This is a genomic window from Candidatus Woesearchaeota archaeon, from assembly GCA_018303405.1.
Taxonomy (GTDB): Archaea; Nanobdellota; Nanobdellia; order Woesearchaeales; family JABMPP01; genus JAGVYD01.
Window position 1 is genome coordinate 21203 of sequence record JAGVYD010000016.1, and the last position, 21322, is coordinate 42524.

A 21322-nucleotide genomic window follows, 5' to 3' on the forward strand; every position below is an offset into this window, starting at 1 on the left:
GCGATAGCAGGGCAGCGCCAATTGACCAAGTTTTATATATCAGGAAGTATAGCAAGGCTCATGATTCCCCAAGAGAAAATAACAGTTGATGTGGTTATCAATGCGCCGATTGAAAAAGCATGGAAATTCTACACTGCCCCTGAGCATGTCATTCACTGGAACAATGCATCAGATGGATGGCATACGCCAAAAGCAGTGAATGACCTTAGGAAAGGCGGAAAATTCAGTTACCGCATGGAGGCAAAAGATGGCAGCGCCGGGTTTGACTTCAGCGGCATGTATGAGGAAGTAAGGCAGCATGAGCTCATTGAATATTCACTCGGCGATGCCAGGAAGGTAAAGGTTATTTTTTCAAAAAGCGGCGCCAAGACAATGGTTGTCGTGACATTTGACGCTGAAACTGAGAACTCAGTTGAATTGCAGAGAAAAGGCTGGCAGGCCATCCTGAATAATTTCAAGAAATACACTGAGAGCAATTGAACAAGATGTCTTCAATAAAAAAGGAAATGCTCGCCTTGGCAAGCAAGGAAAGAGCAAAGGCTTCTTCCTGGTTCTTCAAGACAGGAAAAGGCCAGTATGGCGAAGGAGATGTTTTCCTTGGGCTGACAGTGCCAGAGCAGCGTGCAATTGCAAAAAAATACCATGATCTGCCTTATTCTGGCATCAAAAAATTGCTGGAGAGCAAGTATCATGAGCACAGGCTCACTGGCCTGCTCATTCTTGTTTTGAGATATCAGAAATCCAAAGATGTAAAGGAAAAGAAAAGCATAGCTGAATTCTATCTCAGGAACAGAAAGGGAATAAACAACTGGGACCTTGTTGACTTAAGCGCGCCAAGGATTCTGGGCAATTATTTTTTTGACAAGGACAAGGCAACATTATACAGATTTGCTGAGTCGCAGAATCTATGGGAGAGAAGGATTGCAGTTCTTGCGACTTTCTGGTTCATTTCAAAAGGCAAATTTGACCATTCATTAAGAATTGCAAAAATGCTCCTGAATGACAGGCATGACCTAATCCACAAGGCTGTTGGCTGGATGCTGAGGGAGATAGGGAAAAGGGACGAAAAAGCGCTTCTGAATTTCTTGGATAAACATTGCAGGAAAATGCCAAGGACAATGCTGAGGTACGCCATTGAAAGGCTGGATGGGAAGAAGAGAACACATTACATGGCCAGGCAGCCGGCATAAGCTTTTTATTCTACTATGATTTGGCAACGCAAGTATGGATAAGGATAAATCTTCCCATCTTCCGTGGTTCCGCAAATATGCGCCTGCAAAATCAGCTGACATTCTCGGCCAGGAAAAGGCCATGTCTGAGATTAAGAAATTCCTCCAGGATTACAAGAAGCAGAAGAAAAAGGCAATTCTTCTGCACGGGCCGACTGGAACCGGCAAGACAGCAAGCGTCTATGCAGTCGCATCTGAGCTTGACTGCGAGGTTGTGGAAGTGAATGCCTCTGATTTCAGGAATGAAGCCTCAATCAACAGCATTGTTGGGGCAGCTGTGGAGCAGCTTTCGCTTTTTGCCAAAACCAAGCTGATACTGGTTGACGAGATTGACGGCCTTTCCGGGACCCAGGACAGGGGCGGCATTCCAGCCCTGGCCAAGCTGATTGATAAAACAACATATCCGATATTCCTGACAACAAATGATGCATATAACCAGAAATTTAGGCCATTAAGGGCAAAATGCATTGACGTCGAGTTCCATGCATTGCAGGCTGCATCGATACAGAACATCATCAGGCCAATAGCAAAATCCGAGGGCATAGGCATTTCTGAAGAAAACATTAAGGCGCTGGCGAGAATGGCATCAGGGGATGCCCGCGCAGCAATCAATGACCTGCAAACCCTGGCTGGGTTTTCCAATGAAGTTAAGGAGCCGGAAGTGCTGGGTGAGAGGAACAGGCAGGATACAATAATCAATGCTTTGCTGAGGGTTATGAAATCAACGGATGTCAATGTTGCCAGGAATGCATTCGAAAATGTCAACGAAGACCTTGACCAGTGCATGCTGTGGCTGGATGAAAACCTGCCAAAAGAGTATACAAAGCCTGAGGACCTTGCAAAGGCATATGACATGATGTCCAGGGCAGATGTTTTCAGGGGCAGGATCAGGAAATGGCAGCATTGGAGGTTCCTTGTTTATGTTAACGAGCTTATCACAGCAGGAATCGCGCTTTCAAAAAAGGAAAAGTACCACCAGTTTGTTGCCTACAAGCCAACTACAAAGCTGTTGAAGATATGGATGGCAAACCAGCGCTACCTGAAAAGAAAGGAAATAGCAGGGAAGATTGCTGAAAAGACCCACACTTCCACCAGGGTTGCCGTACAGAGCACAATCCCCTATCTTCAGCACATATTCAGGAAAAATAAGCAGCGGTCCCAGGAAATAGCAGAATTTCTCGGGCTGGAAAAAGAGCACATAGACTGGCTCAGGAATAAGTGAAGCGTGAGCAGGGCTTTCTTGCATTTTCAGCCATCCTGCAGTAAATTTATATAATTGGAAGCGAATTTCTGGGCTATGTTCCACTCCAAGCGCAATCTGAAGAACCATGCAGTGCTGTTTGGCTATTTGATTGGGATTGCCACTTTGGGCTTGCTTGCATTCTATTATTGGCAGCCGCTTGTGCAGATGTACACCAATCCCGACGAAATCCGAACTTTTATAGAGGGCTTTGGAATTTTTGGCCCATTGGTCTTTATTTTCTTCCAGTTCCTGCAGGTGATAATATTCTTTGTGCCGGGCGCGGTATTTACAATTGCAGGAGGATATCTTTTTGGCACTTTTGTCGGAACTGTCTATTCAATAATCGGCACCATGATTGGCAGCATTTTGGTTTTTCTTGTGAGCCGGAAATACGGAAGGCCATTTGTCGAGAAGATTGTTCACAGGAAAGAGCTGCAGCATTTTGATGCCTTTTTCAAAAAAAGGGGGAAAATTTCGATTGTGATAACAAGGATGGTCCCGGTGATTTTCCCCAATGACGCCGTGTCAATGGCAGCTGGCATAACACCGATTAAGTTTAGGGATTATGTTCTGTATTCAATTATTGGTTTCATTCCCCACCTGTTTCTGCTGAACTATTTCGGCGTCGAATTAACCAAGGAATTCAATCCATCGACAGTGATTATATTGACGCTGGTTGGGTTATCTGGAATGGCATATATATTCAGGCATCCGATAAAGGTCTTCTTCATTAAGGAAATCAGGGAGCTGGAAGCTGACCTCAGGAAAGTGGAGGAAGTTTCTGTTAAGGAGGTCGCGGTTATTGAAGAGGCTGTTGAGAGGGAGTATGATGAGGTTGTGGAAGAGATTAAAATAGTGGAGGAAGAAATTTTCCAGGAAGAGCCCAAAAAGGCAGCCATGCAGGAAAATGCAAAAAAAGAGATTCCTGAAAAGCCTGTGAGGAAAAAAACTAAAACAGTTTCCAAGAAAAAATGATTATGGATGCCTGCGCAGCTATCGGCACCTGACTTTCATCAAGGCAGGAATTTCTCAGGATGCTCAAGTTTTTCAGGCAGGTAATTGCTTATGACAAAATTAAGGCCTTGTGCTGCAAGCGCCTGCTGCTCTGCCCTTTTCTTCATGGTAATGAGAAGCTTCAGGGCCTTCTGCCATTCCGGGTAATGCTTGATAAAAGGGTCGTTCTTGAAAGCATCCTGTGTCCTTTTGATATCAATATCCTTTAGGGGATGCGTTGGCAGCTTGTAGTCAATGATATCCTGGGGCGTGACCCCGAGGAATTTGGCTTTTGGGACGCAAAAATACTTGTTGATGTGTGCTGAATTTCCGCTCCCCACTTTCAATGTCCTGTAGATATTTGCAATCCCATAGGGATCGCAGTCAGTGAAGCCATAAACGGGTATTTTTTTCTCGTCGCTCAGCCTCCTGAGGAATCTTCTGCATGCCCTTGTTGGAACGCCTCCGAGGGAGACAAGTATGCACTTTGCCTTTTTCCAGTAAGCGTGCTTCACAAGCCTCTGGTACATACCTGCTGTTTCAATAGCCAGTATAAATTCTGCATCTGTGTCAAACTGGAGATGCTCGACGCTGCTCGGCACTGAATAAGCCCCTGAGCCAAATTTGGTGCAGTCAATCTCAATCTCCTTGCCTGTTTCAGGGTCAACATCAATCACAACAAGCTTTCCTGACACATCGCCTCCCTTTTCTTCCGGAATAAATCCAATTTGCTCCCTGTTGACCATCAGCATTGATTCAATGTCATCCATGACCATGTCAGATTCGGGCTGCTCATTGAACCTTGCATCGCCCCAGTTCTTTGAAACATAATACGCTTCTCTTTTAGTCGCAATATCATCAGTCCTGACAAGCTCCTTTGAAAGCGCCATCATCTTCAGTGTCTGGGCAAAGGTCTTGACTGTGGATGCTGTGAGGGTCCTTTCCTTGAATTTCCCCAAAAGCTCAAAGTAGCCCAATTTAGGGTCATATGTGACATTCTGGAGGCTGCGAAGCGGCATGGACAGCTGCGGCTGCATCTTGTCAAGGATTTTCCTGTATACATCAGTGGCCACTCCATCAATTTCCTTGAGCACTTTTTGGTCAGCCTGCTTGCCCTTACTCATTTTCTTCAGCCTCGTCCATTTCATCTGTTTTCTTTCCTTTTCCTATGCTTGCGAATTCTTCATCATACTCAAGGTTTTCTTCTGCAACTTCCTCAATCTTGCCCCTGTGCTTTTCCAGCATCTCCTTGAGCATTGATTCAACTTTTCTTTCCTCGAAGTCCTTTAGTGCGAGAATTTCCTTGAGCGCCTGGGCGACATGCGGGATGTATTTCTCGATGTAGCTTCTCTTTTTCAGCTCATCGCCGACTCTCCTTTTCTTTGATACATAGCCTGACAGTTTCCTGCCGACCTCCTGAAGCGCCAGCTTGACTTCCTTGATGATTTCAGGGTAATGCGCCACAGCCTCCTTGCTTTCCGATGTGAATGGCACCCAGACTGAAGCAATATGGACTGCGATTGTGATCGGCCCGACTGGCAGGGCGCCCTGGCTTTGGTTCAGGCCATATGACCTCCACATTGTCTGCATTATGGATTTTGTTATTGAGCACGCCCCCTGCTCGTAAAGCAGCGGCACCCTGTTGGCAAATCTTAGGACATTGGCTGGCTGGTCCGCGCCCTGTGCACCGCCATATGCAATGCCAACTTCCACCGTGAATGGGTTCCCCCTGTATACTGATGGTGGCCGCGTTACTGCTGCAAAAAATTCAGCGTTAATCTCTTTTTTCAGGCCTCTTTCCAAAAGCTCTGAGCCGATTGGCGAAATGCAGTCAGTGGGAGGTGCGATGATTTTGGTTTTCTTTATGCCGTTGATAAGATGCTCCACCTGCTCCCTGCCCATATCCCGGGGCTTGTTGTTTGGCATAAGGCTGGAATTCTGGCAGATTTCCTTTGCAGTGTTTGGGCCAACCCTGGAGAATTCGCTGGTCAGGAAAGCCTGGAGTGTGCGTGTCTCTGTATTTTTCAGCATTTGCATGAGAATCCCGAGCTCAACTCCGTAAGGGTGCGGTTTGATTTCCTTGGGCTTGTCAGGAAGCGCATCTGTTACACGAGTGAATATCACTTGCTCTGCTTTTGGATTGGTATAGATTAGGGTGACATGCGGATTTACAATTGCAGTTTCCTTCATGTACTGGTCAACGCTTTGGTCGCCTTTTTGATAGCTTGCCTCGATGTCAAGCTCGACCTTGACCCCGTGCTCGCTTGCCCACTCAACCACGGATTCCTGCAATATCTTGGGCTCATTTTTTTGGGTGTCTATGTGCAGCTCATAATAATGGGCATCAGTTTTGGGCCCGATGCGGGATGTGATTTTTGCAGGCCTTCCCGTGGTCAGCTGTGCATACATAACTGCTGCTGAGATTCCGATTCCCTGCTGGCCCCTGCTCTGGGAAAGCTTGTGGAATTTGCTTCCATAAAGCAGCTTTGCAAAAACATGGGGGATCTGTTTTTTTACAATCCCGGGCCCATTGTCCTCAACAATTATCCTGAAATGGTCTTCGCTAATCTCAATGATTTCCACGGAAATTTCAGGCAATATTCCCGCCTCCTCGCAGGCGTCCAGGCTGTTGTCAACTGCTTCCTTGACTGTTGTCAGGAGCGCCTTCCTTTTGTTGTCAAATCCAAGGAGATGGCGGTTTTTTGCAAAGAACTCAGAAATGGAAATCTCGCGCCTTTTTGAAGCCATTTCCTGTGCTATGTCGGCAGTGGACTGTCCTGTGTCAGTTGCATTACTTTTGCTCGCCATTTGGTGTTTCCCTCTTTTGTGCCTGCATCATCATGTCGCTGTGCTTTAAGTCCCTTCTTTTGCCCTCAAGCCACTTATAGACGTTTGCGTGCGGGCTGCCCTCCAAAAGCGAATCCACAGCGCGCCTCGCAAGGGCCAAATTCTCAACAGGGCCGATTATGCTGATGGTTTTTCCATAGACAGATATATATGTTTCTGTCAGCTCCTCAATTGTCCGCCTGGATTTGCCCTCTGAGCCGATGACCCTGCCTTTAAGCCTGAGAAAATGGTTTCTGCCCGACGCATACTCTTGCAGGTCGAGGATTTCAAGCCCATAATCCGAATGCAGGAGCAGAGTTGCTATGTCCGGGTTAAAGCCCCTTCCAATTGCGCGAATAATTTCGCGCAGGGTAAAAAGAGAGAGGGCATCCTCGCCATAAACAAACACATCGCCTTCAGCTGAATCCACCTGTATGCGGGTCTTTGTCTGCTCTTCAAGGTATTTTTTTATCTCGCCATTCTTGCCTATTAGCACCGCGACCCTTTCCTTCGGTATTTTCAGTTCGTAAGAATACTCTGTCATAGTCATCTGGGAAAAAATGTTGTTTTTAAACTTGTCTGTTAAATGTGCAAATATCCTTCGATTGGCTGCTTATTGCTTTTGCAGTTTCGCCAAGGTCGTCGGTATTACCCCGTCTTCCCTGTAATTTTCCCGAGCATTTTTTTCTCATCGACGTTTGCGCCAAGCTTGGAAAAGTATTTTGCTATGTTCCTCACGTCCCGCTCCAGCAGTTCCATTGCATTGGGGCTGTTCATGGAAATTCCCTGGGAAAAATCAATGAAAACAGGATATTCATCCACGCTAAGTATGTTGTATTCGCTCAGATCGCCGTGCACAATCCCTGCGTCATGGAGTTTTTTCATGTTTGCAAGCACATGCCCAAAAAATTCCTCCGGGTCAGCAGGGATAAGCTGCTTAAGCTTCATTGCTGCATGGCCCGACTCTGCATCGCCGATCAGCTCCTCAACCATTACATTGTTCATCCGTGTAATAGGCTTTGGCACGCTGACTCCGCCCTCCCTTGCCAAAAGGGTATTCCTGTATTCCCGCTGGGTCCAGGCAAAAACGATGTTTCTTTTTCCCCTTTTTATGGAAGGGTAGCGGACATCGAATTTCAGGTAGTCATACATCCTGTTGAAGTCGCAGCTTTCCAGGCGATAAATCTTCACAGCCACAAAGCCTTTGGCAGTTTTGCCTGAGAAGATATTGGCCTCTTTTCCTATTGAAAGGGGGCTTGCCAGCCCAAGAAAATGCCCCTGGTCTATGAGCTTTTGCAGTGTGGTGACTGTGAAATTGTCGAATACATTGCCGTAAGTCTTGAACTTTTCTTTTGCTTTGTTTGGCATAGTGTCACACCGTGCCTGGAATTTTAGCACTTAATTGCTGCAGTTCGGGAGACTTGCGAAGCAACGTCTCCCTACCTTCCGTGCGAGCTGAGGCCAGCAACTGGAGCCTCGCTTGGCACGGCACTAGTATGATGGGATTAACCTTCGGTCAATCCCATGACTCCGTTCTGTAACGCAGTTCGGGAGACTTGCGAAGCAACGTCTCCCTACCTTCCGTGCGAGCTGAGGCCAGCTCTTGCCGTAGGTCTTGAATTTTTCTTTTGCCTTGTTTGGCATTATATTGTCCATAATGTGAGCCACATATAAAAAGAGAGCGGAATTCGTAACTTCGATGCTGCCATAGAGGGAGATTCTTGCTCTTTGGCAAAGCTTTTTATATAACTGTTCCTTGTAAAATCCCATTACGCAGTGTGTAAATGGGTCCTTAATGAGCTCCGCGCGACGCGGATGCTGTGAAATTAAGACACTCTTACACACCACAGCCCGACACGAGAGTACTCGTGGGAGCTCACGACAAAGTCAAGCGATGAACCCGGGAGTTAGTGAAGGGCAACACATTATTTTCATATTCGCAAATAATAAAATAACATATAAGACAAGCTAACAGGTCGTATCATTACCATTCACTTATTCAATATGGGAGAAATGAGTAAAGGATATTAAAAATAATCACAGGTTAGGATTATTATGTTAGCTTGTTCTTGAGGAGGCATCACATGTTCATTAGTTCATCATGCTCATTGGGTATGAAGCTGATAGAGTTAGATGTGTGCTTCTTCTTTATATGATTTACAGAATTGCGAAGTAACAACGCGAAGCGGAGGTTATAGCAATGGGAAAAATAAGCCCGGTATCAGCAAAATATATAGTGCACTCTACAATAGAAATTGAAGGCATCGTCGACAAGCCAGATGTCATCGGTGCAATCTTCGGGCAAACCGAAGGGCTTCTTGGGGCAGACCTTGAATTAAGGGAGCTGCAAAGGAGCGGCAGGATTGGGAGGATTGAGGTTAACTCAGACACAAGAGGGGGGAAAACACAGGGAGCAATAATCATCCCTTCAAGCCTTGACAAGGCAGAAACAGCAATTGTGGCTGCAGCCCTGGAAATTATCCAGCGCATTGGCCCCTGCAATGCCAAGATAAAGGTTGACAAAATTGAGGATGTCAGGGTAAGCAAGAGAAAATTTGTCATAGACAGGGCAAAAGAGCTTCTGAAAAACCTGATGGATACATCATTGCCTGATTCGCAGGAATTGGCTGATGAAGTTTCATATTCGGTCAGGGTTATGGAAGCCACGGAATATGGCAAGGACAGGCTCCCGGCGGGCCCAATGGTCGATGATTCTGACGAGATAATTGTGGTTGAAGGCAGGGCAGATGTCCTTAACCTGCTCAAGCATGGGTTCAAGAATGTGATTGCTATCAATGGCACCAGCATTCCCGAGACCATAATTGAGCTGAGCTCCAAGAAAACTATCACAGCTTTTGTTGATGGTGACAGGGGCGGGGACCTTATCCTAAAGGAACTGGTCACTGTTGCTGAAATAGACTTTGTCACAAAGGCCATGGATGGCAAGGAAGTTGAGGAAATCACAAAGAAGGAAATTCACAAGGCATTGAGGAGCAGGATTGCTGTTGAACAGATTAAGATGGAGCTGGCAAAGGAACAGCCAAGGATTATGCAGCAGGCCAACCAAAGCCGTGACTCGCAGGACCAGGGCTTCAGGAGAGGCAACCTAAGGGACAACAGGGACAGGCGGGGACCGATGATGAGGCAGGGTGTTTCAGCCAGGCCGGCAGGCCCGCCGCCGCAATACGCAGCCCAGCGAAAGCCCCAGAAAATGCACCCGGATGCCAAAAAAACACTCAAGGAAATGTCTGAGGACCTGATTGGCACAAGAGGAGCATATATCCTGGACGAAAAGCTCAATATTTTGGGCAAGGTGCCTTTCACTGAGTTAAGCTCAACGCTCAAAAGCCTTAACACAGGCGTCTATGCCATTGTATTTGATGGCTCTATAGACAAGCAGCTTGTGCTGATTGCGGAGAGGCTGAATGTCAGCTTCCTGATTGGCATGGAAAATGCTGTAAGGCCACAGGAAACAAAGATTGAGCTTATGACACTGAGTGACCTTGAGTAAACTTATAATTTTATTTTTTTTATAATTTTTTTAATTCTTCATTTCTTTCAGATGGCTGGACAAAATAATGCTATCCAATAAAAAGGGCCAAAATAAGAATGTAATGCAAGAATATAACAAGATGGCCTAGCAGTCGGATAATGCCTTGAGCTGCTCCAGTGTCTGCATTCCCTTATATGATTTGCCGTCGATTGACCAGGTTGGATAAAGGTCAATGCCAAGGGCAGCGCATTCCCCGCTTATGTAGCCATCGGCATCATTGCACTCAAAGAAATTGATTTTGCCTGCCTCCTCCCCGAACAATGCAATTTGCTCTGTTGTGAATGTGCATTTTTCTGAGCCATAAAGAATGGCTTTTTTCTCCTTCAGGCAGTCTGCCAGGCTTATTGGCACAGCAGACGCTTCAGTGGCTTCTTCAGCTGAGCCTGGCGTTTCCTGCCCTTCTGTGGATGCGGCAGCGGCCTCTTCTTCCTCAGGAGCAGTTTCTTCGTCTTCCTGTGCTGGTGCGGTCTCTGAGGTTTCCGCAGCTGCTGTCTCAGTTTCTGCTTCTCCGCCAATTAAAATGACAATCTCAGAGCTTGCCCTGGTCTGGTTGATAAACCTGGAATATGCATCCTTCTGCTTCTGTAGAAGCAGGAACCTTTCAATCTGCTGCCTTGTTTCATTTGTAAGCTCAATGCCCTCAAAGGACTCCTTGGCAAAATTATCGATTTCCTGGGCTGTAATCCCGATATTCAGGAAAACTTTCTCCTCGAGGAATTTGGACAGCAGGAGCTGCTGCTGGATTTCAACCTTGACATCATCAAGGGCGAGGCTGTCTTCTGTCAGGGCTTCTTCAAGGGTTTTCCCCTCCGGCAAATCCCTGGAAATCTCATCAATAACAGCCTGGATTTCATCCTCAGTCACAGAAATGCCTGCCTTGGCAGCCTCCTGGAATACAAGGACCCTGTCAATTATCTGGTCAAGAAGGACCTGCTTTGTATAGCTTGCCCTGAGCTGCTCAGGCACCTTTTCGTACTGGGCATCAAGATATTCAGAATAAATTTTTTCTCCGTTGACTGTGGCAGCAACAGCTTCCTCATCCTTAGGCGGATTCAGGTCGCTGGTTAGCGTCACAACTATTGCAACAACCAAAAAAAGTATGATTAGGCCTAAAATGAAATTCCTGGTTGAATTGCGCTTTCCATTCTTCTTGGATTTTCTGGATTTGGCCATTTTATTTACCATTATAAAATGATACTAGTTATTATCTTTTTACTAGTAAATAAACTGTGCCATTAATAAAGTTTGCGGAAATTTTCTGCATTTCAGCAGGGCAGGGCGCGGCCGTCGATTGGGAAAATATATATACCATCCCGCACAAGGAAGCTGTATGTATGATGTCATATTGGGCAGGAGCGAGGAAGACAGGCACATATTCGGTGACAAGGGTGCAGTTTTCCTGGGGAAGCACTATGTCAAAATGGGGCAGACCACCTCGCTTTCCAACAGTATATATCTTGATGTGGCAAGGAGCCATGTTGTTTTTGTCTGCGGCAAGCGAGGGGGCGGAAAGTCATATACAATGGGGATAATTGCTGAAGAAATGGCCAGGCTGCCGCCTGAGGTGAACAAGAACCTCAGTATTATCATGCTTGACACCATGGGCGTTTATTGGACCATGCGATACCCCAACCAAAAGGAAAAGCCGCTTCTGGATGAATGGAAACTAAAGCCAATGGGGATGAATGTCCAGATATTTACGCCAGTGGGATACTACAGGCAATATAAGGAAGAGGGCATCCCGACTGATTTTCCTTTCGCTATCAGGCCCAAGGAGCTGGACCCGGATGACTGGTGCACCACTTTTGAAATAAAGCTGACCGAGCCGATAGGTGTAGTTATAGAAAAAGCCATCACCAGCCTCCGCGAAAAAAATTTGGAATATACAATGGAGGACATTAAGGCCGAAATCGAGAAGGATGATACAGCAAACAGGGAAGTTAAGGAGGCCGCTGTAAACCGTTTCATTTCTGCTGAATCATGGGGGGTTTTTGATGAAAAGGGGACGCAGATCAAGGATCTTGCCATTGGCGGAAAAGTGACTGTGCTTGATGTCAGCTGCTATGCAACAATGGCATCAGGCTGGAAAATCAAGGCATTGGTCATTGGCCTTGTCGCGCAAAAGCTTTTTGTGGAGCGCATGAAGCAGAGAAAAGAGGAGGAATTCCAGGACGTGAAAGACAGCCAAAGCTATTTTTCCAGCGCCCCTGAAAAGCAAAAAGTCCCGCTCGTCTGGCTTGTGGTTGACGAAGCGCATGAATTCCTGCCTTTGGAAGGCGATACTGTTGCCTCTTTCCCGCTGATAACCATACTCAGGGAAGGGCGGCAGCCGGGCATCTCATTGGTGCTGGCCAGCCAGCAGCCTGGAAAAATCCACACAGATGTCATGACTCAAAGCGATGTTGTGATAGCGCACAGGATAACTGCAAAAATTGACGTTGAGGCCCTGGGAGCCTTGATGCAGAGCTACATGCGTGAGGGCCTGTCCCTCCAGCTTGACAATCTTCCAAGGACCAAGGGGTCTGCGCTGATTTTCGATGATGTGAATGAAAGGATGTACCCGATGAGAATGCGGCCAAGGCTGACCTGGCACGGAGGCGGGAGCCCCAGCGCCCTGAGCGAGCAAAAGAAGTTTGAGTTCTGACAGTGATTTCAGGATTATTTTCTGACTTTTTTTTCAATTGTGATGGGATCGGTTTTTCCGAATCTGTCCATGTTCCAGTTTTCTATCAGGCTTCTTGCAGAGCTGAATGATTTCTTTGGAGGCATTGTTCCATCTGAAAAAGCTGTCTGGTTATGGAGCAAATTGCGGATAAGTGTTTCTACATCCATGCCATCCCTGAAAAATATGTCATGAGTCGCAGGAATCAAGCCCATGGTGTCAAGTTCCGGCTCTATATCGATTAGGGCCTTCAGTATGGGCAGCTGATTGAATCCTTCAATGCTTCTTCCGCTCTGGTTCTTGATTTCCTCAACTGGCATTCCCTGGGCTCTTTTAAGCCCTGCTTTGTAATTGGCGCTGTCAGGTCCCTGTGCTGTATACCTGATGTCATCACCTATTGCCTGGAATTTTGGGTCGAATATGAATTTTGGATTGCCGCCAAACTTTGCAATGAAGTGGTGCAGGCTGTCCAAGTATGCATTGATTAAGGCTCCTTTTGCGCCTTCGCTTTCGTAGATTCGCCTGCCATTTTTTTCTACTCCTGCCAAGTAGCCTGTCGATAACGCAATTGTTGGTTTGATTAATCCGGAAAGAAGCACGGTTCTCAGACCTTTCGAACCCGCCGGGATTACGCCATAATCTTCCCTGCTTAAAACATGGCTAAGATACTTAAGCCATTCGTGCCTGGATTTTTCACCTGCTTTCACATCGCTTCCCATCCCTGTCCAAAGCATGGACAATGTCAGTTGGCCATTCAGGAGATTGGTGTACATCATATAACCAGAATGATAAAATTTAGGTATGCCCAAGCCAGCGAGTTCTTCCCTCATAATGTGATATGGGTCTGTGATTGTTATTTTACTCCCTTGGTCATTCATCTCCCAGCCTTTTGCGTAATTGACAACCGGAACGCCGGGCTTCAAATATGGCACCAATTTTTGTAGGACAGGCCTAACTGCGTCTGAGGTAACTGCTAGTGGCACCACATCTGCCTCGTGAAGCGCCAATTGTATAGAATCATCCAGGCTTCCAGTAACCTCAGGGGCAGCGATTACTAAAGTTCCTTCTCCTGCCTCGCGTTTTCCAGTGTCGTAATATACCCCCTTGGCTAAGTGGTCATACGCTGAGTGTGCGTGCAATTCCCTAAAATCATATTTGCCATCTTGAACTTCCTTGAGCACCCGAGAGGGGCTAGGATAAAAGTTCAATAGTGTGACTTTATACTCAAGATTCCGCCCAGGAATCGCCCTTTCTTTGTCCAGATATACACTGGCAAGCGCCTGGCCCAGCGCCCCTGAGCCAACTATTGCAATGTTAATTTGGTTATCTGGCTTTGAGGCTATTATCCCGGTCATTTTGATCAGCTCACGTTCTGGAAGGTTTCATTTTATGGTAATTTATAATTTGGTTGGCCACACTTGCATACATTAAAAATGCAGCCTCGGTCCCGTCATGCGTCTGCCCCGGCACCAATATCCCATTTTCATTGAATATGACTCTTTTTTTGGATTGGTTGAAAAGTTTTAGTGCCCTCTCAGCAATAGTTTCTGCTGTCTGCCCTTCGATATTTTTGGCCAGGGGGATGTGATATTCTTTTGCTGTTTGAAGTACATTTGCAATTGCCCTGTATATCTCCTGCTTCGGGATATCATGCCTGCCTGAAAGAATTTCACTGTGAACCTGGCCTGTGTCAAATTTATCACTGCTTGATTCAGGGAGAAGGGAAAACAAGTGGTCATAATGCTGTGCCTGGCTGCCTTTGAAGATTAAATCCAGCAGTGCGTAAGCCAAGATGTTTGTGCTTTGAAGCGGAAAATTGCCCATTACCCTGCCCCAAGCCATCTCCTGGACCATGCCTCTTAAATTTCTCAGTTCCTTGTCGGTTGCCCCTGGATATTCAGAAAGCAATTTTTTCATGCTAATCGGGGCGCCGTAATATGTTGTCAAATCCCCCTTGAAGCCGGACTTTGCGTGGTCAAAAATTAAGCCCCATCTTGCTGAATCTGCATCCTTTTCCCTTAGGGATTTATCCCCGTAGAAGGTATAATCAGGGATTACTTCCGGCACTGAGAGAGTAGGCACAACTGCAATGTCTTTCCCCAGCCCATGCTTATCTGATATTCTCTGGGCAGCCAGGGAGGGCGCAATAAGCATTGCTTCAAAGGGCTTGATTCCGTTTATGGACAATCCTGCTGAATACATGAGAAGGTCGTCATCGTCCAAATGAAGATGCGTCAGGTATTTTTGCAGGGTGGCAATATTTCTGTGGGACTCTTCATTTGGGAATTTAACGAGAAAATGCCCCATTGCAGGCGCAATAATTCTGTCTTTTCGGGAGGGGGATGTCTTCATTTTCTCGAGAAGCCGTTCCCTTCCGAGTATCTTGGGGATTGGAAGCCCCAAATCATGGATTAGCGTGCCCTGTAGCACATAATCCCCATGGGACATATGCGTTGACACATAATTCCTTGAGTCGAAAGACGCCATGTGTTCCGCATCAGATTCTGTGTTGTTATAGATGGCATCATATAAGGAAAGAATCTTTGGCTTCAATAAGCGTGTGGCTATGAATCCCCTTACAGGGCTTTTCTCAATAGCCATCCTATCCCATATTTCCTGCTGTTCAGGGGGCAGCCCTGACCTTAGATTTGGGACTTTGGGATTTCGCATGCATATGGCCAAGAAACTTCGCTTTTTAAATCTTTGCCATGTTTAGCATTGAAAAGTAGTGAAAACTCAAAGAAATTATTTTCTTTTGTAGTGCTTCCTCATGCTGTCAAGAATCAGCGACTCTTTTTCAGGGGCATAAGTCATGGATATGACGCTTGCGATGAACATCATTATGAAAACAAGAGCAAATGCAAACCCGAAGCTGTGCGAGATTGGGAAAACAAGGAGCACAGACCCAAGATAGCCAACCATGCTCATCAGCATGAAGCTTGCCGGCAATGGTGCAACGTCAATTGGCAAAATACCACCTCTTTTCAATTATTTTGTCATTACACACTATTCAGATATAAACTTTTCTTTTCAGTGGGGCGCAAATCTTAAAACACGAATAGTTGGACAAATTCTTTCAGTCTCGCAGTATGAACCGGTCAAGCTGCTTTCTTGCCAGTTCTCTCTTTCTCTGGTGTTCCTTCAGGAATGAGTTTATCTTGTCTATCGCAATCTGCTTGATTTCCCCTGTAAGCATTTTGCCGCTTTTGTAATCATCATGGATCTGCTTCAGCTTCCCGTCATCCTCCTCAAGATAGCTGAGCCATTGGTAGGGGATATCTATCTCAGGGTTGCCGCCTTTCTTCCTGTGTTCCTCAATCGTTGGCTGCCCGCCTGAAAACGCATACTTGTTGATTTTTTTCTTGACAGTTGCTTCGTCATCTGTTGTATAGATTGTTGTGTTCTCCTCAGAAGCTGACATTTTCGAGTCTGCTGTCAGGCCTGGCAGGAATTTGCAGTGTATGGATGCTGGCTTGTAATACCCCATTCTTGGCAATATGTCCCTGCTGATCCTGAAATGAGGGTCTTGGTCAATGGCATGCGGGATAAGGCATGGTATGTTCTTCCCGGCCCTGATTGAGGGCAGGAATGCCGGCACACTCTGCATGGATGTGAAAAATATTTGCCCCACATTTGTTTCGTTCTGGAAGCCGAACACTGCCTTTGTTGTTGAAAAAGTCAGCTTCTTTGCAACTTTTATCGCTTCGCGGTAAAGTGTTTTTGCATAATCAATGTCTGAAAATATGAAAGTTTTCTTAGGGTCAAATCCTAATGCAATAATGTCTAATGCGTTCTCATAACCAAGCTTGTTTGCGTCGTCCAGCTCAAGCCCCTGCTTAAACAAGAATTTCTCATCATCCGTCAGCTGGAAATACAGCTCAGCATGGAATTTGTCCTGCAGCCACTTGGTGAACATCCACGGGATTAAATGGCCAATATGTGTGTTGCCGGATGGCCCCCTTCCTGTATAGAGGAAAAACTTGTTGCCTTTGTCATACTCATCCAAGAGCCAATTCATGTCACGATGGCTGAAAAAAAGCTTTCTTCTCAGGAAATGGTGCAATTCCCCTGTATGTTTTTTTATCCTTGCCAGTAGTTTTTCATCTATGGCTTCTGTTCCAAACTCCTTCACAAGCTTGCCGTAGTCAATTTCCCCCCTGACTTCCCAGGGCGTGACGATGAACTTTTCATGCTTGTCTGTCATGCTGCTTCAACCCATTCCACATTTAAATAATTTACCTACATGAAAGCTCCTGAAGGGGCATTAGATCGGCTTGTTGGGGAGCTGCCATCATAAACATTCGCCATTTTCATGACCAGCTGGTATAAATCATTGTTATCAGCCCTGCGGACAACAAAATTTCTGGTGACCTTGCGAATCCCTTCAACAGCATGCCGCATCTCTCGTTCATAGGCGCTAACCACCAAATCCAGAGCCCCGTTTTTGTCCCTGTTGTATGCTAAGAATCCCGATCCATGTATGGAATAGAGGCCAAAATTCGTCTCGGTTTCGGGAACCTTTCCATTACCTTGGCTCTCTGCCATGTGTGCCCTGATCTTTTGAAGCACATTCTTTCCGGCCTTGCCATGGACAATGACTCTCAGATAGACCCTGCCATCCTTGCCCCCCATCTCTGAAATTGCCTGTCCTGGATTGTCTTCCAATCCCTCGTAATAATCTCTCGTCGAAGGCTCAAAATGTGTCATTTCAAGCCCGATGTCCTGCATCAGGCCTGCCATCTTGGCTTCCAGATTATGGTCATGCAAGTCATGGATGCTTACATGCAATTCCGGAATAACGAGCCCTGGATATCCAGTATCATGGATATGCTCATTGATGCCTGCGCGATGGCCCGGTATACCATTTGACTTAAGCAGCTCCGCTACAATGCCCCTCAGCTCTGTGTCTCCCTTAAATGTCATCATCTTAATCATTCCTCCGTTGTTTTTGTATATCCTGTGAAAAATGAAAAATTGTTGGCCAAGAATCCAGGACGGCAATGTATCAAGCCATCAAAAACATCGGGAATTCATGGCAAAAGCTAACAATGAGAAGTTCTAGCGCCAATACCAATAATCAACTTTGAAATTTACCATAGTCCTGTGAAAATGCATGTTATATTTAAACTTTCTGCATAAGATTTATAAATTAACTTGGGTTTTCAGGCATCATGGCACTCAAAGACTTACAGGTTAGGCAGGGAAAAGTAGATGTGGTCGTCGACGTTATTGAAAAGGGCGATGTCCGGACTTTCAACAAGTTTGGCAATTCTGGCAGGGTTGCCAATGCAAAAGTCAAGGATGAATCAGGCGAGATGACCCTGACTTTGTGGAACGATGACATAGACAAGGTCAATGTTGGCGACAAGATCCAGATCAAGAATGGCTATGTCGGCGAATGGCAGGGCGAGCCACAGCTTTCAACAGGCAAGTTTGGAAGCATGGAAGTGGTTGGGAAGGCGTCGGCTTCTGCCCCAGGAGCATCCGCCAAGGAAGCAACTCCTGCAACAGATGATAATTTCGAGGATGAGAGTGGCGACGTGCAGGAAGAAAGCATTGATGACCTTTACGACGAAGAGGAAAATTGATTATTTCTTTATTTTACTGTTCAGTAGTCAAATTGCAAAGCTTTTTAATTTCTCGCAGATTTTTAAATTCATGGGAGTATCGGACTTGGCAAGCAATGGAAAAGTTATGGATTTGGGCAATTATGTTGGCCATCTTGCAGAGCTTGGATTTGCTCCATATGACAGGGATGACTGCCGCACCGTATTTAGAAAAGATGATTCCCGTGGCAGGGGGCTTTATGTCAGCGTAAGAACTGCAACTGAGGCCGGAAAAAATGATTTGGGATCAGTTGAAATCATGCTCGGCCATAAAAACATGGGCCATAATGAGAATGCCGAGGCGGTCCTTGCTGAAAACCTTTTCTGGATGGTGCTCAGGAATGTCGGCTATGAGGCAGTCAAGACCAGGCTTCCTGGAAAAAAACAGGAAGACCCGGGCCAGGGGGAGCGCCCATGGCTGCACAGGATAGCACGGCCAAAAAGCCTTGGGAGCTCAATGAAGCTGGGCAGGAACAGCCTGGATGACATCAAGAATGATGTCACTTTTGTGGCTGCTGTGTTTGAGAATGCAAGCAATCTGGCTGCCTCCTCATACAGCGGGATGCCTGCGTCCATGAGGTTTACTCCCCAGTATTATTAGCAGCCTTTTTTTCTGCAGCAGTTTTTCCGAAAAGGTTTTAAAGCATGTTGGGATACTTTTGAAGCATGTTGTTGGCTGCAAAGCAAGCATTGAGTTTATGGGATTGAGCAACGCGAAATCCCGTTAATACGATTCCGTGCGAGCTGAGGCCAGCTCTGGGACGATAGCTCAGCTTGGGAGAGCACACGGCTGAAGAATCTTGCAAAAGATGTTTGAAACCGTGGTGTCCTGGGTTCAAATCCCAGTCGTCCCATCTATTAATTCTGTTGATAGGATTGAGTTGTTAGTTAGTAGTTTGACGAAACATAAGCTGGAAAGGTTAAGTAAAACCTTGCATAAAATATACAAGGAAAAGTATAGGGCAAAGGATAAGAAACGCAAGTATGGCAACATAAACAAGGGCTTCACAGAAGAGGAATTGCAGCGCTTTTTATCGTCAGTGAAGAACCCTAAGGCTTATTTGGCATTTCTACTGCAAAGCCATCTTGGTTTAAGGGTTACTGAAGTTGTAAATATGAAGTTGGATGACATTGATTTCCGCAGCAACAAGGTCAGGATTTCAACATTAAAAGCCAAGACTGGAGACTTTATGTTTATGCCTTCCAGGGTTCGAAAATTCTTGTTAACCTGGGTTCAGAAACACCAAAATAAAATTGAGGAAAAAGGTGGTTTTGTTTTATTTTCTGATAATCCCTGGCAGAAAAGAGACCATATTAGCCAACATTGGTTACGAAATGAGTTTAGGGAATGTTGTCTTTTGACTAACTTGGATGAATGGTATGACTATGCTGATGACCAAAAGAATCCAAGGCAAAAAGGACCCAGGAAATTACATAGATTGACTACCCATAGCCTTAGGCATTATTTCATAACCAAGGTCTATAACCACTGCAAGAACCCTATTTTAACTCAGAAGTTAGCCAGACATACAGACCTACAAAGCACTCAGACCTACATTAACATCAATCTGGAAAAGCTTGGGACTATTGTAGATGAAGTCTTTGAGCCAGAGAATATGCAAGAAAAGGACAATTTAATGGAGTTTATGCAGATGTACGCTAGGTATAAGCAAATGAAGGTTAATGCTAACAAGAATTAATCGCAGCATAAAATCCTCCGAAATGTGCCAATCTATTTATACTATGTATAGTACACTTTTTTATGGCTTGTTTAGGAACAACAAAAGATGGGCAACCTTGCCAAAGGAATCCTGAAGTTGGTGAGCAATATTGTTGGCAACATACAAATGGTTTTTTAAAAAAATCAACTTTGTTTATTGCATCAATTCTTGGAGTAAAAAGAAGATTTCTGATTTGGCTTATAATATTTTCAATTGGGGTATTTCTACTGCAAACATATGCCTCAAATAAAATTAATTACAGGTTAGACCAACTTGAATTCAAACCGAATATTGAGATGGAGGTATCCCCTTATCTTAAACAGGACAAATTTGGGGAGTATCTACCTTTAATTATTTACAATACGGGGGATTTTACTTTCAAGGACATTTACTTTGCAATAACTTCCTGTGGGATGGATAACCTCTACGACCAATATCATCTTCCAATTTTGCCTGCCCATTCTCAAAAAGAGATTCCTTTTGGAAATAAACATGTTATTGATATATTTAAATCGTTAGAGTGCTATCCATTTTCTCGTTTAACTAATGTTGGATATAGTTTTGATTTTAGTATGAGTGATATACAAACGGGGAAAAAGGTGAGTGGTGTTTCAATAGGCTGTGGTTGGTGTTATTTCAAGGTTTTACTGGTTGCGCAGTATTCAAAAGATGGAAAGAACGAATCATTTAGTAAAAATATAACGGGGATGTATAGAGCACCAGTTCAACTTATTTATACAATCTCTCAACATCAATAGCCAATTTGCGGTTCCCTTTCAAACTCTCCAAAAATATAGGTCTAAATAACATCTATCACAAGTATATTGCTCCTTAGCTAATTTCCTTGCAAATATTTGGATGCTATCACTATTTTCCCTTTGCAAATTGTTAATGTTACTCCAATTTAATTTTATGCCTTCTTCTTTAGCTTTGTTCATCAACTTTTTTGCATTTGGGTTATCCAATGTCAATTCCAGATAAGGAATCAAATTTCTTAAATTATTTTTATCTGAAAGGAAAATGTCGTGAACAACTTGAAATAGAAAAATATTAAGTGATTTTCTTGCCATACCCCAACTTTTTGAGGGTAAGAGTTCCATAAGTGAATGAGTTTTTGAATCAAGCCAAGAAATAAATTCCACTTCACTTTTAATATTTGTCAGCTCTTGCAAATTCATATTTTGAAGAAAATCAATGGCTATCTTGACACTACCTTTTGGTTGCCCACGTAAAGTTGATGGACTTATAGATATATTTGCAATTCTATTTTGCATCAATGCTAATGGCACCATATTGTCACCAGTCGCTATTTCAACCAACCCTCAATAAAAGTATTATTTTTCTTGATTTCTTCTTTTTTAACGTACTCCTTTTTCCAAGAGATAGCGTTTAGGTACCATAGTAATCCAAATCCAATAAGCAATACCAATAAGAGATAGTAGTATCTGTCCGAGCAATATATATGAATAAAAACGATACAAAGTAGTCC

At 44.9% G+C, this 21322-nt stretch carries 21 protein-coding genes and 1 tRNA gene; 11 read left to right on the top strand and 11 right to left on the bottom strand.

Going from position 1 to position 21322, the window contains the following annotated elements; translation table 11 throughout:
* Positions 1-60 precede the first annotated feature (60 nt).
* The 4 genes from J4227_06575 to J4227_06590 all read left to right on the top strand — a co-directional run bounded on the left by J4227_06575 (position 61) and on the right by J4227_06590 (position 3447).
* Entirely contained in the window at positions 61-480 is a 420-nt protein-coding gene (locus J4227_06575; GenBank protein MBS3110166.1) for an SRPBCC family protein, read from the top strand.
* Positions 481-485: 5 nt separating this feature from the next.
* A complete protein-coding gene (locus J4227_06580; GenBank protein ID MBS3110167.1) occupies positions 486-1190 on the top strand; it encodes a DNA alkylation repair protein in 705 nt (234 codons plus the stop codon).
* A gap of 34 nt (positions 1191-1224) precedes the next feature.
* Positions 1225-2451 carry a replication factor C large subunit gene (locus tag J4227_06585; protein MBS3110168.1) on the top strand — a complete coding sequence of 409 codons (1227 nt, stop codon included), beginning with the start codon at positions 1225-1227 and terminating at the stop codon, positions 2449-2451.
* Positions 2452-2526: 75 nt separating this feature from the next.
* Entirely contained in the window at positions 2527-3447 is a 921-nt protein-coding gene (locus J4227_06590) for a TVP38/TMEM64 family protein (GenBank protein ID MBS3110169.1), read from the top strand.
* Between the two features lie 38 nt (positions 3448-3485).
* On the opposite strand, the gene J4227_06595 is transcribed toward J4227_06590, so the two are convergent.
* The 4 genes from J4227_06595 to J4227_06610 form a co-directional block, all read right to left on the bottom strand.
* Complete coding sequence (locus tag J4227_06595) at positions 3486-4613, bottom strand: DNA topoisomerase IV subunit A (protein MBS3110170.1); 1128 nt, start codon at positions 4611-4613, stop codon at positions 3486-3488.
* Positions 4582-6273 (bottom strand): DNA topoisomerase VI subunit B, encoded by a 1692-nt coding sequence (locus J4227_06600; GenBank protein MBS3110171.1) that lies wholly within the window; start codon positions 6271-6273, stop codon positions 4582-4584. Before J4227_06600 ends, J4227_06595 begins: the two co-directional genes overlap by 32 nt.
* Complete coding sequence (locus J4227_06605) at positions 6257-6835, bottom strand: RNA-processing protein (GenBank protein MBS3110172.1); 579 nt, start codon at positions 6833-6835, stop codon at positions 6257-6259. The genes J4227_06600 and J4227_06605 overlap by 17 nt, the downstream gene beginning before the upstream one ends.
* A 104-nt stretch (positions 6836-6939) precedes the next feature.
* Positions 6940-7659, bottom strand: coding sequence for a serine protein kinase RIO (locus J4227_06610; GenBank protein ID MBS3110173.1), 720 nt, complete (start codon positions 7657-7659; stop codon positions 6940-6942).
* Between the two features lie 832 nt (positions 7660-8491).
* On the opposite strand from J4227_06610, the gene J4227_06615 reads away from it, so the two are divergent.
* Positions 8492-9802, top strand: coding sequence for a DNA primase (locus tag J4227_06615; protein MBS3110174.1), 1311 nt, complete (start codon positions 8492-8494; stop codon positions 9800-9802).
* 126 nt (positions 9803-9928) lie between these two features.
* Here the strand turns inward: J4227_06615 and J4227_06620 are convergent, their stop codons facing one another.
* A complete protein-coding gene (locus J4227_06620; GenBank protein MBS3110175.1) occupies positions 9929-11029 on the bottom strand; it encodes a SurA N-terminal domain-containing protein in 1101 nt (366 codons plus the stop codon).
* A 145-nt stretch (positions 11030-11174) separates the two neighbouring features.
* Between J4227_06620 and J4227_06625 the strand changes: the two genes are divergently transcribed.
* Positions 11175-12488, top strand: coding sequence for a DUF87 domain-containing protein (locus J4227_06625; protein ID MBS3110176.1), 1314 nt, complete (start codon positions 11175-11177; stop codon positions 12486-12488).
* A gap of 14 nt (positions 12489-12502) precedes the next feature.
* Here J4227_06625 and J4227_06630 read toward each other — a convergent pair whose 3' ends face one another.
* The 5 genes from J4227_06630 to J4227_06650 all read right to left on the bottom strand — a co-directional run bounded on the left by J4227_06630 (position 12503) and on the right by J4227_06650 (position 17441).
* Positions 12503-13861: a hypothetical protein gene (locus J4227_06630; GenBank protein MBS3110177.1), complete on the bottom strand. Its 1359-nt coding sequence runs from the start codon at positions 13859-13861 to the stop codon at positions 12503-12505.
* A 10-nt stretch (positions 13862-13871) separates the two neighbouring features.
* A complete protein-coding gene (locus J4227_06635; protein MBS3110178.1) occupies positions 13872-15176 on the bottom strand; it encodes a hypothetical protein in 1305 nt (434 codons plus the stop codon).
* Positions 15177-15251: 75 nt separating this feature from the next.
* The gene (locus J4227_06640; GenBank protein ID MBS3110179.1) at positions 15252-15476 is read right to left on the bottom strand and encodes a hypothetical protein; all 225 of its coding nucleotides are present in this window, start codon (positions 15474-15476) and stop codon (positions 15252-15254) included.
* A 106-nt stretch (positions 15477-15582) separates the two neighbouring features.
* Positions 15583-16710 (bottom strand): tryptophan--tRNA ligase, encoded by a 1128-nt coding sequence (locus J4227_06645; protein MBS3110180.1) that lies wholly within the window; start codon positions 16708-16710, stop codon positions 15583-15585.
* Positions 16711-16745: 35 nt separating this feature from the next.
* Positions 16746-17441 carry a hypothetical protein gene (locus J4227_06650; GenBank protein MBS3110181.1) on the bottom strand — a complete coding sequence of 232 codons (696 nt, stop codon included), beginning with the start codon at positions 17439-17441 and terminating at the stop codon, positions 16746-16748.
* A 236-nt stretch (positions 17442-17677) separates the two neighbouring features.
* Between J4227_06650 and J4227_06655 the strand changes: the two genes are divergently transcribed.
* The 5 genes from J4227_06655 to J4227_06675 all read left to right on the top strand — a co-directional run bounded on the left by J4227_06655 (position 17678) and on the right by J4227_06675 (position 20591).
* Positions 17678-18094, top strand: a complete 417-nt coding sequence (locus tag J4227_06655) for a hypothetical protein (protein ID MBS3110182.1) — start codon at positions 17678-17680, stop codon at positions 18092-18094.
* 70 nt (positions 18095-18164) lie between these two features.
* Positions 18165-18713: a hypothetical protein gene (locus tag J4227_06660; protein ID MBS3110183.1), complete on the top strand. Its 549-nt coding sequence runs from the start codon at positions 18165-18167 to the stop codon at positions 18711-18713.
* A gap of 157 nt (positions 18714-18870) precedes the next feature.
* Positions 18871-18966: transfer RNA gene (locus J4227_06665), tRNA-Phe, on the top strand.
* A gap of 42 nt (positions 18967-19008) precedes the next feature.
* Positions 19009-19812 carry a site-specific integrase gene (locus tag J4227_06670; GenBank protein ID MBS3110184.1) on the top strand — a complete coding sequence of 268 codons (804 nt, stop codon included), beginning with the start codon at positions 19009-19011 and terminating at the stop codon, positions 19810-19812.
* Between the two features lie 62 nt (positions 19813-19874).
* A complete protein-coding gene (locus J4227_06675; GenBank protein MBS3110185.1) occupies positions 19875-20591 on the top strand; it encodes a hypothetical protein in 717 nt (238 codons plus the stop codon).
* Positions 20592-20609: 18 nt separating this feature from the next.
* Here the strand turns inward: J4227_06675 and J4227_06680 are convergent, their stop codons facing one another.
* Positions 20610-21152, bottom strand: a complete 543-nt coding sequence (locus J4227_06680) for a hypothetical protein (protein MBS3110186.1) — start codon at positions 21150-21152, stop codon at positions 20610-20612.
* Positions 21153-21322 lie beyond the last annotated feature (170 nt).

Excerpts from the sequence above, each read along its gene's own strand:
- J4227_06625 (MBS3110176.1), top strand. The coding sequence starts at position 11,175 with ATGTATGATGTCATATTGGGCAGGAGCGAGGAAGACAGGCACATATTC.
- J4227_06600 (MBS3110171.1), bottom strand. The coding sequence starts at position 6,273 with ATGGCGAGCAAAAGTAATGCAACTGACACAGGACAGTCCACTGCCGAC.
- J4227_06660 (MBS3110183.1), top strand. The coding sequence starts at position 18,165 with ATGGGAGTATCGGACTTGGCAAGCAATGGAAAAGTTATGGATTTGGGC.
- J4227_06675 (MBS3110185.1), top strand. The coding sequence starts at position 19,875 with ATGGCTTGTTTAGGAACAACAAAAGATGGGCAACCTTGCCAAAGGAAT.
- J4227_06595 (MBS3110170.1), bottom strand. The coding sequence starts at position 4,613 with ATGAAATGGACGAGGCTGAAGAAAATGAGTAAGGGCAAGCAGGCTGAC.
- J4227_06610 (MBS3110173.1), bottom strand. The coding sequence starts at position 7,659 with ATGCCAAACAAAGCAAAAGAAAAGTTCAAGACTTACGGCAATGTATTC.
- J4227_06630 (MBS3110177.1), bottom strand. The coding sequence starts at position 13,861 with ATGACCGGGATAATAGCCTCAAAGCCAGATAACCAAATTAACATTGCA.
- J4227_06655 (MBS3110182.1), top strand. The coding sequence starts at position 17,678 with ATGGCACTCAAAGACTTACAGGTTAGGCAGGGAAAAGTAGATGTGGTC.
- J4227_06590 (MBS3110169.1), top strand. The coding sequence starts at position 2,527 with ATGTTCCACTCCAAGCGCAATCTGAAGAACCATGCAGTGCTGTTTGGC.
- J4227_06645 (MBS3110180.1), bottom strand. The coding sequence starts at position 16,710 with ATGACAGACAAGCATGAAAAGTTCATCGTCACGCCCTGGGAAGTCAGG.
- J4227_06620 (MBS3110175.1), bottom strand. The coding sequence starts at position 11,029 with ATGGTAAATAAAATGGCCAAATCCAGAAAATCCAAGAAGAATGGAAAG.
- J4227_06575 (MBS3110166.1), top strand. The coding sequence starts at position 61 with ATGATTCCCCAAGAGAAAATAACAGTTGATGTGGTTATCAATGCGCCG.
- J4227_06580 (MBS3110167.1), top strand. The coding sequence starts at position 486 with ATGTCTTCAATAAAAAAGGAAATGCTCGCCTTGGCAAGCAAGGAAAGA.
- J4227_06585 (MBS3110168.1), top strand. The coding sequence starts at position 1,225 with ATGGATAAGGATAAATCTTCCCATCTTCCGTGGTTCCGCAAATATGCG.
- J4227_06615 (MBS3110174.1), top strand. The coding sequence starts at position 8,492 with ATGGGAAAAATAAGCCCGGTATCAGCAAAATATATAGTGCACTCTACA.
- J4227_06635 (MBS3110178.1), bottom strand. The coding sequence starts at position 15,176 with ATGCGAAATCCCAAAGTCCCAAATCTAAGGTCAGGGCTGCCCCCTGAA.
- J4227_06605 (MBS3110172.1), bottom strand. The coding sequence starts at position 6,835 with ATGACAGAGTATTCTTACGAACTGAAAATACCGAAGGAAAGGGTCGCG.
- J4227_06650 (MBS3110181.1), bottom strand. The coding sequence starts at position 17,441 with ATGATTAAGATGATGACATTTAAGGGAGACACAGAGCTGAGGGGCATT.